General features: G+C 47.0%; 13 protein-coding genes. 6 read left to right on the top strand and 7 right to left on the bottom strand.

Annotation, left to right across the window (positions count from 1 at the left end; genetic code table 11):
• Window positions 1-18: 18 nt before the first annotated feature.
• Together QUA99_RS09205 and QUA99_RS09200 are read right to left on the bottom strand one after the other, a co-directional pair.
• Window positions 19-1,071, bottom strand: coding sequence for a fatty acid desaturase (locus QUA99_RS09205; protein ID WP_333235808.1), 1,053 nt, complete (start codon window positions 1,069-1,071; stop codon window positions 19-21).
• Between the two features lie 257 nt (window positions 1,072-1,328).
• The gene (locus QUA99_RS09200; RefSeq protein WP_333235809.1) at window positions 1,329-1,610 is read right to left on the bottom strand and encodes a hypothetical protein; all 282 of its coding nucleotides are present in this window, start codon (window positions 1,608-1,610) and stop codon (window positions 1,329-1,331) included.
• A gap of 120 nt (window positions 1,611-1,730) precedes the next feature.
• On the opposite strand from QUA99_RS09200, the gene thrC reads away from it, so the two are divergent.
• Complete coding sequence (gene thrC / locus QUA99_RS09195; RefSeq protein ID WP_333343230.1) at window positions 1,731-2,855, top strand: threonine synthase; 1,125 nt, start codon at window positions 1,731-1,733, stop codon at window positions 2,853-2,855.
• A 454-nt stretch (window positions 2,856-3,309) separates the two neighbouring features.
• On the opposite strand, the gene QUA99_RS09190 is transcribed toward thrC, so the two are convergent.
• Both QUA99_RS09190 and QUA99_RS09185 read right to left on the bottom strand, forming a co-directional pair.
• Window positions 3,310-4,296, bottom strand: a complete 987-nt coding sequence (locus QUA99_RS09190) for a mechanosensitive ion channel family protein (RefSeq protein ID WP_333235810.1) — start codon at window positions 4,294-4,296, stop codon at window positions 3,310-3,312.
• Between the two features lie 308 nt (window positions 4,297-4,604).
• Window positions 4,605-5,237, bottom strand: a complete 633-nt coding sequence (locus QUA99_RS09185; protein WP_333235811.1) for a hypothetical protein — start codon at window positions 5,235-5,237, stop codon at window positions 4,605-4,607.
• Window positions 5,238-5,366: 129 nt separating this feature from the next.
• Here QUA99_RS09185 and QUA99_RS09180 point away from each other — a divergent pair, with 129 nt between their 5' ends.
• Window positions 5,367-6,392, top strand: a complete 1,026-nt coding sequence (locus QUA99_RS09180) for a YihY/virulence factor BrkB family protein (RefSeq protein ID WP_333235812.1) — start codon at window positions 5,367-5,369, stop codon at window positions 6,390-6,392.
• A gap of 44 nt (window positions 6,393-6,436) precedes the next feature.
• On the opposite strand, the gene QUA99_RS09175 is transcribed toward QUA99_RS09180, so the two are convergent.
• Window positions 6,437-6,625 (bottom strand): hypothetical protein, encoded by a 189-nt coding sequence (locus QUA99_RS09175; protein WP_333235813.1) that lies wholly within the window; start codon window positions 6,623-6,625, stop codon window positions 6,437-6,439.
• Between QUA99_RS09175 and QUA99_RS09170 the strand changes: the two genes are divergently transcribed.
• On the top strand, window positions 6,624-7,286 hold the full coding sequence (locus QUA99_RS09170; protein WP_333235814.1) for a hypothetical protein: 663 nt from the start codon (window positions 6,624-6,626) through the stop codon (window positions 7,284-7,286). The two genes, QUA99_RS09175 and QUA99_RS09170, sit on opposite strands and share 2 nt — an antisense overlap.
• A 163-nt stretch (window positions 7,287-7,449) precedes the next feature.
• Here QUA99_RS09170 and QUA99_RS09165 read toward each other — a convergent pair whose 3' ends face one another.
• Window positions 7,450-7,680, bottom strand: coding sequence for a hypothetical protein (locus tag QUA99_RS09165; RefSeq protein WP_333235815.1), 231 nt, complete (start codon window positions 7,678-7,680; stop codon window positions 7,450-7,452).
• A gap of 219 nt (window positions 7,681-7,899) precedes the next feature.
• Between QUA99_RS09165 and QUA99_RS09160 the strand changes: the two genes are divergently transcribed.
• On the top strand, window positions 7,900-8,064 hold the full coding sequence (locus tag QUA99_RS09160) for a ribbon-helix-helix domain-containing protein (RefSeq protein WP_333235816.1): 165 nt from the start codon (window positions 7,900-7,902) through the stop codon (window positions 8,062-8,064).
• 53 nt (window positions 8,065-8,117) lie between these two features.
• A complete protein-coding gene (locus QUA99_RS09155; protein WP_333235817.1) occupies window positions 8,118-8,294 on the top strand; it encodes a ribbon-helix-helix domain-containing protein in 177 nt (58 codons plus the stop codon).
• Between the two features lie 117 nt (window positions 8,295-8,411).
• Here QUA99_RS09155 and clpB read toward each other — a convergent pair whose 3' ends face one another.
• Window positions 8,412-11,027: an ATP-dependent chaperone ClpB gene (gene clpB / locus QUA99_RS09150; protein WP_333235818.1), complete on the bottom strand. Its 2,616-nt coding sequence runs from the start codon at window positions 11,025-11,027 to the stop codon at window positions 8,412-8,414.
• A 410-nt stretch (window positions 11,028-11,437) separates the two neighbouring features.
• On the opposite strand from clpB, the gene QUA99_RS09145 reads away from it, so the two are divergent.
• Window positions 11,438-12,130 carry a DUF2259 domain-containing protein gene (locus tag QUA99_RS09145; RefSeq protein ID WP_333235819.1) on the top strand — a complete coding sequence of 231 codons (693 nt, stop codon included), beginning with the start codon at window positions 11,438-11,440 and terminating at the stop codon, window positions 12,128-12,130.
• Window positions 12,131-12,604 lie beyond the last annotated feature (474 nt).

Here is a 12,604-nt window from a genome sequence, read left to right as displayed (position 1 = left end):
ATTTATCGCGTTTCTAAACTACTTTGTTTTAGCGTTAAATTCCTGCAATGTTTGATAGCCGCCAGCCGGATTGTATAGGTGACAGTTGTCGGCAATCCGCTTCATTAAAGACCAAGAAAATTCTGTTTCGTAGAGATGATCTTGCCAATTTTCCTTTAAGCTGCTGTGGGCGAGGCGCAAATTGTACCAGGGAATAGCAGTTGAAAGGTGGTGGGGAACGTGGACGTTAATGTCGTGGCACAGAAACTCTACCCAGCGGGGATAATCGCAGTGAACTGTTCCTGATAGTTGTGCTTGGGCTTCGTTCCATTCTTCGGGTTCTTTAAATGAAATGTCTGGTGCTGTGTGGTGGACGATCGTAAAAGTGCTCATCCAGAAATGGTAAACCAGCCAGGGCATCAACCAAAATTTGACAAATCCCCAAATGCCTGTGGTTGCTATTAAAATCGGAAATCCGATCGCAGCACCGATTAAAACCACTAAGACAGAAAACCGCACTTGTTCTTGTTTCTGTTTGCCTTTGAACCGCCACCACATAAAGTGTACTTTTGCCCAGTGGGCGATCGAGCCGATCCACCACATCCAACCGAATATTAAACTATAAGCTACTTGTAAAGCCTTGGGCGCGCCAGTGTAGTCGGCTGCTGTCATCGGGTGCCAAGCATTATCCTCACCAAGTTTGTTGGTGTGTTTGTGGTGATAATTGTGTCCGTGCCGCCATGCGTGAAACGGATAAATTAACGGCAGAAATGCAATATGTCCGACTAAATCGTTTACCCAGCGGCGGTTAGCAAATGACCGATGACCGCAGTCGTGGCCGATCACAAAAAAACCGGTTAATCCGGTTCCTGTGAAAATCCACATTAGGGGTAGTAGAAACCAAGGCGATACTGCTATGCCCCAGTAACCGACAGCAACTAAAAGAACGTTGACGATTACTTTTGTCCAAGCTTTGCGGGGGTTTTTGACGAATACTTCCCGCGGCAGGGTTTTGAGAATATCTTTGAGGCGCAGGTTGGAAGTGTCACTTGCGGATGTCAAATTTAGTGGTTTTTCGATCGATGCTGTCATAAACTGATTTCGATTCTCCGTATGCCATGAGGATGGCTTAACAAATTAGCGCAATAAAAAAGCGCCATAAAATGTCAGCTCGTTGCCAGCAAGCAGCAGACGAGTTGAGCTGTAGGCAAGCGCGTTTTAGCAAAAGCTAGCGATCGCTATCCGCAGTTAGGAATTTCTGGCACTTTCGGCAAAAAATACTGCGGGTAGCAAAACCTTTGTTTTTATAACACAGGGGCAGCACAGTTAGCATTAGCGACTGTTGTCTGCTAATTGCTGCTGCTGCCAGAAATGGGGCCGCTCGCCGGCAAGCCAGCGATCGAGCGTTGCTGTTTGAGGCTTTGCACTTCCAGCAGCAAGGATTCGATTTCCGCTTGCAAGTGCAGGAACTTAACTTGCTGGTCGGCTTGGTAGGGGCACTTCACCGAATCTACTTTGCGGGCAAAAGTGGTCGATAGGGTAGAAGAACTAGCCATTTCGGGATTGCTCGCGGTAACTTGAGGCCGGGAAAGAGTGGATGAATTATTTGACATTAGTAATTGGGTAGACATATCTACACATTCACACCATTAAGTTACTTTAACCTGAACCGATCGTATTAAACATCAAATTAACCGATCGAGCTAAAATTAGTGTAAATTCCTTAGCCATTGCCTAAAACCATTGACATCGTGACCCTGATTCTACCTGCTACTGACTCTGCTGCTAACTCCGCTGCCCGCGCCGCCGAGCCGAAACGCTACGGCTGGCCGGGCTTGATCGAAGCTTATCGCCCCTACCTGCCGGTGACGGAAACCACGCCTGTAGTGACCCTCCAAGAAGGCAATACTCCCCTGATTCCAGCACCTGCGATCGCCTCTCTCATCGGTCGAGACGTGCGCGTCCTCGTGAAATACGACGGCCTCAACCCCACGGGTAGTTTCAAAGACCGGGGGATGACAATGGCGATTTCCAAGGCCAAGGAATCTGGTGCCGAAGCTGTAATTTGCGCCAGTACCGGCAATACTTCGGCCGCCGCCGCCGCCTACGCCAGACGCGGGGGGATGCGAGCTTTCGTGTTGATTCCCGAAGGTTACGTGGCTTTGGGCAAGCTGGCGCAAGCTTTGCTGTACGGTGCGGAAGTCATTTCGATTGGGGGAAATTTCGATCGAGCCTTAGAAATTGTCCGTGAAATGGCTGTTAACTACCCCGTGACATTGGTAAATTCGGTGAATCCTTACCGCTTGGAAGGTCAGAAAACCGGAGCTTTTGAAGTGGTGGACGCCTTGGGCGACGCCCCCGACTGGCTGTGCATTCCCGTCGGAAATGCGGGAAACATCACAGCATACTGGATGGGTTTTTGTCAATACCACCAAGCCAAAAAATGTTCGCGGCTGCCGCAGATGATGGGATTTCAAGCCGCCGGGGCTGCGCCTTTGGTAACTGGAGAGCCTGTGGCGAACCCAGATACCCTGGCGACGGCGATTCGGATCGGCAACCCCGCTAGCTGGAAACAGGCGATCGCAGCTTCCGAAGCCAGCCGCGGCAGTTTTGCAGCAGTCACCGACGCCGAAATTCTGGACGCTTACCGTTTGTTAGCATCGCAGGAAGGAATTTTCTGCGAACCTGCGAGTGCGGCTTCTGTGGCCGGTTTGCTGAAGGTAAAAGACCAAGTTCCGACTGGGGCGACGGTGGTTTGCGTGTTGACTGGTAACGGTTTGAAAGACCCGGATACCGCAATTAATCACAGCAACAATCTGTTTAAAAGCGGCATTGCTCCGACTTTGGATGCGGTAGCTGGGGCGATGGGGTTTTAGAAGAAGGAAGAAGGAAGATCGAAACAGGCAAGATGCCTGTTCCACTTTTAGTTAAAATCTCTTGTGGGGTGGGCCGAAGAGCCCGCCCGTAAGCCAATCGAAACAGGCAAGATGCCTGTTCCACTTTTAGTTAAAATCTCTTGTGGGGTGGGCCGAAGAACCCGCCCCTAAACGTATCAATAAACCCCTGTGAGATAACTTGTTCTTGCTCGACTCAGCGAGACAATTTTGTCATTATATTATGACTAGCCCTACTGCAACCCTGTTAATTGCCTGTCCCGATCGCAAGGGGCTTGTCGCCTTACTTGCCAATTTTGGCGTTGCTGATTCATGGTATGAATCACCTTTTCGCTTGATGTTACAAAACTCACCATACTTTGCCTATAGCCATTGGGAAATCTTGAATTCATACCTGTATTCAGCAACGCCATATTTTTCATGACTGGTGATGCTGTTAATATTTTCCGTTGTCGTCTTGTTGCGATCGCCCTTGGCCCACTTTTCCCACAGATCCCCCAATAGGGCGAGGTTTCGGAACTTTACTTTTGCCTGCTGGCCATCCCTCGCGCTGCTGGGAGCGATCGCCGTCGGTTTCTTCGGTTTGGTCGTGAAACAAAATTTGTCGCGTGGGATAAGGCAAATCGATGCCGTTTTCCACGAGCTTTTTTTTAATAGCACAAATTACCTTGTCGCGCGATCGCATATCGTCAATTCGGCGCGGCGGAGCAATCCACCACCGAACGCGAATATTGACGGTACTTTCTGCTAGCTGAACCACCAGCACATCGGGTGCAGGATCTTTCAACACCTCATTTATGCTGTACAATGCTTCCAGCATTAACTGCTTGGCGCGGTCAATATCGTCGCCGTAACCAATACTAAAATCGTATTCCGTGCGGCGTTTATCGAAAGCGGTATTCACTGTCACCGCATTCGTAAATAATTCGGCATTGGGAATGACAATTCGGCGACCATCATAGGTTAGGATTGTTGTAGCGCGGGTCTCAATATTTTCTACCGTTCCCTCAAAGTTTTTAAACACAATTTGGTCATCGATTCGGAACGGTTCAGTTAACAGAATTAGGATCCCGGCTAAGAAGTTTTGCAAGATATCGCGAAAGGCAAAACCAATCGCCACCCCGCTAATTCCAAGCAATTGAATCAAATCCCCAGCTTTAAATGTGGGAATTACAATCGAAAGAGCAACAAACAGGCCAACTAGAACGATCGTACCCTGCGCCAACCGTCCTAATACCAGCCCCAAATTTCGTGCTTGGTGGTGGTGGCGGGTTAGCCGCCTGACGGCTCTTTTAATTGCCCCGCCCACAGAGAAAAAGATTGCAAAGACAATTAACGCCAGCACAATATTGGGCAACAGGATAATCAAGCCGTCGATCATGCTCTGAATCTTTACCCAGACTGCGGATATCTCTGCCTTCATGAAGTTTCCTCGCGTATCAGTCGTTGTCGATATTACTAAAATTTAGCTGGGTTAAGTTCTATCTAAAGACTGTAGGTTGGTACGGCGCAAGGCAGATTTTTTGGCAGTTTTCAAAATTTTGAATGCAGATTAGAGGTTGGCGTATAGTACAGTTACATCGATTAGTCAAACATCCCTAGATGCGGAATAATAAAGAAGCAGATGAATTAATGCCACCTAATTGCAGGAAAAACAAAAACAAGGAATCGCTGACTAAATCAGACCTGCAAGGGGACTTGCCATGCCGATAATTCCTGAATTTTTAGCTCCTAATTCCCAAAGGGCGGTAAATCGAGTAACTGATTTTTAGAAGGTGGAAGTTGGGCGGTATTTTTGCCTGGGGCGGAAGTTTGGCGGATTTCCAGAGCAGTTTCGCCGGGATTTGCAGTGCGAGTAGGTACTATCTCTAAAGAATATACTGTCTCGGTTTTTGCAGGGGCTGGATTTTGGGCTTTCGCGAGCAAGTCAACGGCATCTCCGAGGGCGCTAGTTAAATTTTTGCTAGTTTCGGCGTGGCGGGCTTCTTCTTGTTTGAGGGCTTGAGTGAGTTGTTTAACTTGTTCGATCGCCCGATCGCGCTCTTCGAGAACTTCTGCTAACTTAGCTTTAAGTTCGCCTACTGTTTGCAGTTGTGCAATTTCCTGCTGTCGGGCAACCCCAGCATCGTCGCCTTCGGGCATAATGGGGGAAAAATTTTGTAATTGCTCTATTTGTGCTTCCAGAGAAGCGATGCTTTGCTGAGTTAATTTAGCATCATTCCGCCGCTGCTCGGCTTCGGTATTGTAGAGTTGGCGCCACTGAGCGGCACTTTCACCTGCCTCATCGCGATCGCGCGAAACTTCTGTTAACTGCTGTTGCAGCCGCTTGATTTCATCTAACCACTGTCTGACATCTTGAGCCATAATATTGATTTTAGATTTTAGATTTTAGATTTTAGATTGGGGAATTGGGAATTGGCAATTGCGAGTTGATAATGGCTTAATTAATTAACGACTTGTGTACCTCATCTTTCGCCCCATTGCCTGTGCGCTATGAACATTTTTTACTGGTTGCGCTACCTGATTTTAGCTTTGTTTAAGGCATTTTTGAGGCTGCTTCGAGCTCTCAAACGGAAATTAGGGGGTTTTTGGCTGTTTTGTCGGTGTTTGACTTGGGGCACGCTCAAGCAGGTCGGCGCGAAGGCAGGAGAACAGCGGTTGCCGGGGCTGTCTGCGGAAATGGCCTACAATTCTATGCTGGCGCTGTTTCCGGGGCTGTTGGCTATCTTATCTGCGATCGCCCTCTTTGAACCTTTGCAGTCAACACTGTATCAAATCGCCCGTCTTTTGGGCGAAGTTATACCCGATGACGTGCGGAAGTTGATTGGTGGCTTAATCAAAGAAATTCTGTTAACTCGCAGTAAAGGGCTGTTTTCGGTGAGCTTTCTTGGGGCGATTTGGGCATTTTCTGGAGTAATGAGCGCGGCGATGGCTGCACTCGATCGCATCCATGAAATCCCTAGCGATCGAACTCGACCATTTTGGAAAGCAAAACTTATTTCTTTGGGGCTGAGTATCGGTACAATTGTGCTGTTAATTCTAGCATCGGGAGTAGTATTTGTCAGCGACTTAATTGTACAAGCTATTGCCCGCCAGAGTTGCCTGCTGGAGTCCGTCGCCAATTGCGATTTAAAAGATGTTCAAAATTGCTTTCTACTCGCTAGCACTTGCCCTTTGGAGTCGCAACTGTTAGGTGTTTGGCGGCTGTGGCGCTGGCCGATTTCTTTGGGAATTGTATCACTGGCTTTTGCTTTTGTTTACCGCTACGGGCCTAGCCGCCGTCAACCAGATATTCCTATTTTTTCGGGAGCTGTTTTTGCAGCTATTTTGTGGGCACTATTTTCAGCTTTATTTCGGTTTTATGTTTTCCATTTGGGCAATTACACTTGGACTTACGGCACGATCGGAACTTTTATTGTGTTGCTGCTGTGGCTCGATCTTTCTTCTTTGGTGATGCTGATAGGAGCTCAGTTGAATGTGACAGTGGGAAAGGCAATGAAACACTCCAAATTAAAATAATTTGTTAATTGTTAATTCTTATTTGTTATTTGCCGGATGCTGGCTTACCGACGGAGTAAAGTGCTGAGGATACCCGCAACAAAAGACAGCAAAATCAGTATCCAAATGACACCACCGGGAATGAAGGTCAAGATACCAACACCTCTAAGAATCCAAACTAGGAGGGTGACGCCCAGGATAGTCAAAAAGATGCGGGTAGATAGTCGCATTTGAAATCTAGGAGAATTAGTCATGTTGAATCTTAAAATTTTGTCTGGATCAATGATAGCTGTTTTATTGGCGATCGGCAGTTACCTGACTTTAATTTCGACTCCCGGTTCCGCTGTTGCGCCTGGGGGTGCAAATAAGCTGGGAGAAACGGCAAAGGCTGCTCAAAAAACACCTGCTGCAAGTTTAACAATTTCCGATCGCACAATTGGAGCGGGGAAGGTGGGGATGACTTTAGGACAATTGAAAAAGGCTCTCGGTTCCACAGCGCAGTTTAAGGTAGAGTCTCCTTTTATGGTAGACTTTGATGCTGTGGCTGTCAGCCAGTCGGGAAAAGTGCAATATCGGATTATCTACGCTGCGGGTACAAAGCTAAAAGATACGGATGTCATTGAACTTTTGATGACTGAAAATGCTAATTATAAAACAGTTCAGGGCGTCGGGCCGGGAATGACTCTGAAACAAGCTGAGGCAATTTACGGCAAGGCTACTTTATCTTATAACGTGGATAATGAAATGAGAGAAGGGGTTGTATTTGCCAAGCAACCCACTAGAAACATTATGTTTGTTCCCAAGGCTGAGGGGAAGCAGTTTGCGGGGGTTTATGGCGCTGGGAAAGGGGGATTTTATCAGACTAATAAGTATCAGCCGAATGCTGTGATTAAGTCTGTGATGGTGCGGAAGTAAGTTAGTAGAGACAGCCCAACAGATAACTCGGCGATTGAAATCTATTCAGCAGAAACTCTCGTCCCAGCAGAGGGGGACTCAAGAAAGGAAGGCCGATCGCACTTATCGAAAAAAGTGCGATAGCAAATGTTTAGTTAACTCAAATCGCAGCGAAAATTATCCTTTATAAGGCGCTGGTGACAGGATTGGAAGGACGGCCCAACGCCGATAAACGGTGACTTTCCCCAGTGCGATCGAACACAACCTCAAACTTAACGTGAGGTATAGTTTGACGCAAAAACTTGAAATGCCCCTCTGCATCGGAACGACTGCGGAAGCGGGCAACAATTATCCATTGCTCAGAGGGTAACAAACGGGCGATCGCCCAACAGTGCAAGCGGTCTTTATAAGTCATAATTGAATACACTCCATTGCTATTTTTGGAGCCAGAGCCAGCCCGGAACCTTGGACAGTAAGGGGCTGGCTTCTGACTTTTTAGGGTCTGAACCCTATATACACTTATAGCGTCATTTGATGTTATTAGATGCAGATGACATAAAACTATATAAAATGATGTTAGAGTGTAAAATTAAAGACAATTGAAGTAAAACCATGCCAGCCGATGCCTTCACGAATGCGAGTTACAGTTACACTGCCAGAAGACATTCATCAAGCCTTGTCTGAATGGGCCGAAGAGGAAGATAGAACCCTTGCAAACCTGCTATCCCATGTGGCAGCTAAAGCAGTCAGAGATCGCCAAGAGCAGAAAAAGGAAGAATCAGAAAGCGATCGCCCTTAAGCGATGACCACGGCGTAAGATGGACTGTATTGAAATGTTTTGCAGTGCAACAAATGGCTTCACGGGGACGAGTTACCGCATACTTGCCAGAAGAGATTCAAAAAGCTCTCGAAGAATGGGCAGAAGAAGACAGCAGATCCGTTAGCAGTGTGGCAACGTACCTGCTGACGAAATCTGTTCGAGAACGCCAAGAGTTGAAAAAAGATAAATCAGAAAGCGATCGCCCTTAAGAACGATCGCCCGCAATCCCATCCGCGTCCATCCGCGTCCATCCGCCTACATCTGCGGTCAAAAAAAGAACCATCGCCTCAAAAAAATAAGGTGGGCCGCAGCCCACCCTACTCAAATTATTTCGCAGTCACCAACTGTGCTGGGAGCCGCTTAAACGCCAACCTTTCATTCTCGATATCCACAAAAATGGTATCGCCGTCAGCAAAATCTCCCCGCAAAATACCCTTCGCCATTTGCGTTTCCAACTCGCGTTGAATTCCCCGCTTCAAAGGCCGCGCACCGTAAACCGGATCGTAACCAATTTCTGCTAAAAAGTCGATCGCAGATTCCGACAATTTCAGAGACATTTTGCGCTCGGCTAACCGTTTCTCCAAGCGCTTCACTTGCAACTGCACGATTTGCCGCAACTCGCGCTTGCTCAAACCGTGGAAGATAATCATCTCATCAATCCGGTTCAGAAATTCCGGGCGGAAAGTTCCCCGCATCGCTTCCATCACCCGACTCCGCATTAGTTCGTTATCTCCCGCCACATCTAAGATGTATTGAGAGCCGACATTCGATGTCATAATAATCACAGAATTCTTAAAGTCTACTGTGTGACCTTGAGCATCGGTAACGCGGCCGTCATCCAAAATTTGCAGCATGATGTTGAATACATCCGGGTGCGCTTTCTCGATTTCATCGAATAGAATCACTGAGTAAGGACGGCGCCGCACAGCCTCAGTTAATTGTCCGCCTTCGTCGTAACCGACGTATCCCGGAGGCGCACCAATTAACCGCGAAACCGCGTGTTTCTCCATGTATTCCGACATATCAATTCGGACGATCGCTTCTTCCGTGTCGAACAGATAAGCAGCTAATGCTTTGGCTAACTCGGTTTTGCCAACACCCGTGGGGCCGAGAAAGATAAAACTCGCAACCGGACGGTTTGGATCGGCTAAACCCGCGCGCGATCGCTGAATTGCATCTGCAACAGCCGTCACCGCTTCATCCTGTCCAATTACCCGCTTGTGCAGTTCATCTTCCAAGTGCAAAAGTTTCTGCATTTCCGATTCAACCAACTTGCTGATCGGAATTCCCGTCCACTTGGAAATAATTTCGGCAATGTCAGCTTCAGTGACTTCTTCCCGCAGCAAACTTTTACCTGTGGTTTGAGTTGCTGACAGTTGAGCTTCTGCTTCTTGCAATTGTTTTTGCAATTCGGTTAACTTGCTATATTTCAACTCAGCAGCGCGGTTCAGGTCATATTTTAATTCAGCTTGTTGAATTTCAATATTCACCTTATCGATCTGTTCTTTAATCTTTTGAATGCTGCCGATGACATTTTTTTCCGATTGCCACTGGGCATTCAAACCGTTTTGCTGTTCCTTGAGGTTGGCTAAGTCTTTTTCCAGTCTTTCCAAGCGTTCGATCGAAGCAGAGTTACTTTCTTTTTGCAGCGACAGTCTTTCCATTTCTAGCTGCAAAATCCTGCGGTCAATTTCGTCTAGTTCTTCCGGCTTGGAGGTAATCTCCATTTTGAGTTTAGCGGCTGCTTCGTCCACTAAGTCAATGGCTTTGTCTGGCAGGAAGCGATCGCTAATATATCGAGTAGACAAAGTAGCCGCCGCCACTAGGGCGCTGTCAGAAATTTTCACACCGTGGTGCACTTCGTAGCGTTCTTTCAAACCCCGCAAAATCGAGACAGTATCTTCAACTGTCGGTTGGTCAACATAAACTTGTTGAAAACGGCGTTCTAGTGCCGCATCTTTTTCGAGGTACTTGCGGTATTCGTCGAGAGTTGTAGCGCCGATACAGCGCAATTCTCCCCTCGCTAACATGGGTTTGAGCAAGTTGCCGGCATCCATCGATCCTTGAGTTGCACCGGCACCGACAACGGTGTGAATTTCATCGATAAATAAGATGACTTTGCCGTTGCTGTCGGTAACTTCTTTCAGCACCGCTTTCAAGCGTTCTTCAAATTCTCCCCGGAATTTTGCCCCGGCAATTAAAGCGCCCATATCTAGGCTAATTAATTGTCGGTCTTTGAGAGATTGGGGGACATCTCCGGTGATAATTCGCTGGGCGAGTCCTTCGGCGATCGCAGTTTTGCCGACTCCCGGTTCCCCAATCAATACCGGATTATTTTTGGTGCGACGGCTCAATATTTGAATCGTGCGGCGGATTTCGTCATCCCGTCCGATTACCGGATCGAGTTTACCTTGACGCGCGGCTTCAGTCAAGTCTCGGCCGTATTTTTCCAGCGCTTCGTATTTGCCTTCTGGATTTTGATCTGTCACTTTGTTGTTCCCCCGGACTTGGGCAATTATGTCTTTGAGTTTGGCTTCATCTAGTTTAAATTCTTGCAGTAGATTTCTGCCGAAACGATCGTCCTTAACGTAACCTAGTATCAAATGCTCGATCGAAATAAATTCATCGCCGTACTCTTTTCGGTAAGTTTCGGCGCGGTCTAGCAGGGTGTCGAGAGAACGACCGAGATAAACGTTGCCACCCGTTCCAGTAATTTTCGGCTGGCGGCTGATAAACTCATCAGTGCGATCGCGCAATTTTGCTACAGAAACTCCCGCTTTGTTAAATAAGCTGCTAGCGAGCCCCGATTCTTGTTCCAGCAAAGCTTTCATCAAGTGTTCGCTTTCTAGCTGCTGCTGCTGACCTGCTTTGACGATTTCGGGGGTGCGGGCGAGGGCTTCCCAGGCTTTTTCGGTAAATTGGTTTGGATTATTCGGTTGCATAAATTTTAATTCCCTGCATTAAAAATGATGACTGCTGTAGAGGCAATTGCTTAATGGCCCGTACAATTGTCATTGTAGGGAGTTGCGGAGGGCGATCGGATCGGTGTTCCCCTATCTGTAGATAGGTATTTCCGTCCTTTGTCGCAGTCTCTGGCAGCCAAAAGCAAACTGTCGCCCCTAAAAGTTGCACTCTTGGATAAAAGCAACTCTCACATTAAAAATTATTTCTAGTGCCACTTGAAAAAACGGCATATTCTTAAACAGTCTCCTGCTGCGGAAAATAGAGAAACACTCATGTAAATAGGAGAGAGGACTTGAGAAGCGTCACAGTCCTATAGCTAAACCCAAATCGTTATTGTTTTACTCATCAATAACAGCCGCTATAACTCTCACACTTGGAAAATATAGCTATGAAAATTTTACCTTTAATTTCGCTAGGTATTATAGCAAGTGCCGCGATCGCAGTAGCCCCTGAAGCTTTGGCAAATACCTGGCGTGCCGCACACCGGATGTCGGGTTTTTCCGCCGACAGCAATTACTACTTGTATCTAGAAAGTTCCAGAGATACAGGAGCGGGAATTCCCAAAGCAGAATTGCAAATTGTTCGAGTTGCTGCAAATTCCTGCATCAAAAATGGGTGTATCGAAACTAAATATGGCGAGTCCGACTCCAATAAAAGCACTAAAATGGCAGAAGATGACTTGCTTAAAAAAAGTTGGAATAACAGGCAAACTTTGAAGTTAACTCCTCCTAAAGCTGGAACTAAACTGAACATTATTTCTCGTACTCCCGGAGCCAATGGAAGCGAGACAGTTGCCGTCAAACTCAATACAGGAAAGCTTTTACAAATTCGCCTGGAACAGCGGCAAAAAAATGCTTCGGCTGGCAAAGAGAGCGCGGCAATGCGTCTTGTAATTAATCATAACGGTCGGCAGCGTGTCCTCGGAAACCTGAACAATTTTCAAGATTGGGTGTTCTCTTATTCAATCCGAGAAGTTCGTTTGTCTCCGAACGGGCGCAATGTCGTTGTCCTGTTGGACAAGACAGAACGCACTTTTGAAGGAGTCTTGAAAACTACTGTTGTACAAGGCTTTGTTCTGTAGGCTTGCTATATTCCCAGGTCAAAACCTGGGAATTATCAAAACTTACGCAGAACCCCTATATGTAAGATGTGCAGCGTTCACCTAGAGATAGAGTCTGTGCGTCAGTCCGGGTTGTTAATTATTCTTTATTTTGATAATTGATATCAAATCAGGCTGCGCCGGAATGATATCAAATCCGCGCTTCATCGTAGGGCGTAAAGTCGAATCAAGCTGCCAACAAATAATTCGTGCAATTTTCATTTTTTTGACTCACAGTCAACAGTCAACACTCAACAATGATGAGGAATGCAACCGGAATCGATATTATCCATCACCACCACCTGTCCTGTCACAAGTGTTGGCAGTAAACTTGTTTAAGACCAAATTTCAAAAACTGTTCGATTACACGCTCCAACGACGGTAAAAGGGGCGGCGGAGGTTCGGACAAGGCAGATTGGCGGGGTTGTTGGGGATCGCAGAGACTGTTTCTCGATC

Source organism: Microcoleus sp. F10-B2, assembly GCF_036704965.1.
Lineage (GTDB): Bacteria > Cyanobacteriota > Cyanobacteriia > Cyanobacteriales > Microcoleaceae > Microcoleus.
The sequence above is the reverse complement of the archived record's forward strand: the minus strand, read 5'-3'. Positions and strand labels throughout refer to the sequence as shown.

Bases quoted from the DNA above. Each gene is read 5' to 3' on its own strand.
- QUA99_RS09205 (WP_333235808.1), bottom strand. From the start codon at position 1,071: ATGACAGCATCGATCGAAAAACCACTAAATTTGACATCCGCAAGTGAC.
- QUA99_RS09200 (WP_333235809.1), bottom strand. From the start codon at position 1,610: ATGTCTACCCAATTACTAATGTCAAATAATTCATCCACTCTTTCCCGG.
- QUA99_RS09190 (WP_333235810.1), bottom strand. From the start codon at position 4,296: ATGAAGGCAGAGATATCCGCAGTCTGGGTAAAGATTCAGAGCATGATC.
- QUA99_RS09185 (WP_333235811.1), bottom strand. From the start codon at position 5,237: ATGGCTCAAGATGTCAGACAGTGGTTAGATGAAATCAAGCGGCTGCAA.
- QUA99_RS09180 (WP_333235812.1), top strand. From the start codon at position 5,367: ATGAACATTTTTTACTGGTTGCGCTACCTGATTTTAGCTTTGTTTAAG.
- QUA99_RS09170 (WP_333235814.1), top strand. From the start codon at position 6,624: ATGTTGAATCTTAAAATTTTGTCTGGATCAATGATAGCTGTTTTATTG.
- QUA99_RS09175 (WP_333235813.1), bottom strand. From the start codon at position 6,625: ATGACTAATTCTCCTAGATTTCAAATGCGACTATCTACCCGCATCTTT.
- QUA99_RS09165 (WP_333235815.1), bottom strand. From the start codon at position 7,680: ATGACTTATAAAGACCGCTTGCACTGTTGGGCGATCGCCCGTTTGTTA.
- QUA99_RS09160 (WP_333235816.1), top strand. From the start codon at position 7,900: ATGCGAGTTACAGTTACACTGCCAGAAGACATTCATCAAGCCTTGTCT.
- QUA99_RS09155 (WP_333235817.1), top strand. From the start codon at position 8,118: ATGGCTTCACGGGGACGAGTTACCGCATACTTGCCAGAAGAGATTCAA.
- clpB (WP_333235818.1), bottom strand. From the start codon at position 11,027: ATGCAACCGAATAATCCAAACCAATTTACCGAAAAAGCCTGGGAAGCC.
- QUA99_RS09145 (WP_333235819.1), top strand. From the start codon at position 11,438: ATGAAAATTTTACCTTTAATTTCGCTAGGTATTATAGCAAGTGCCGCG.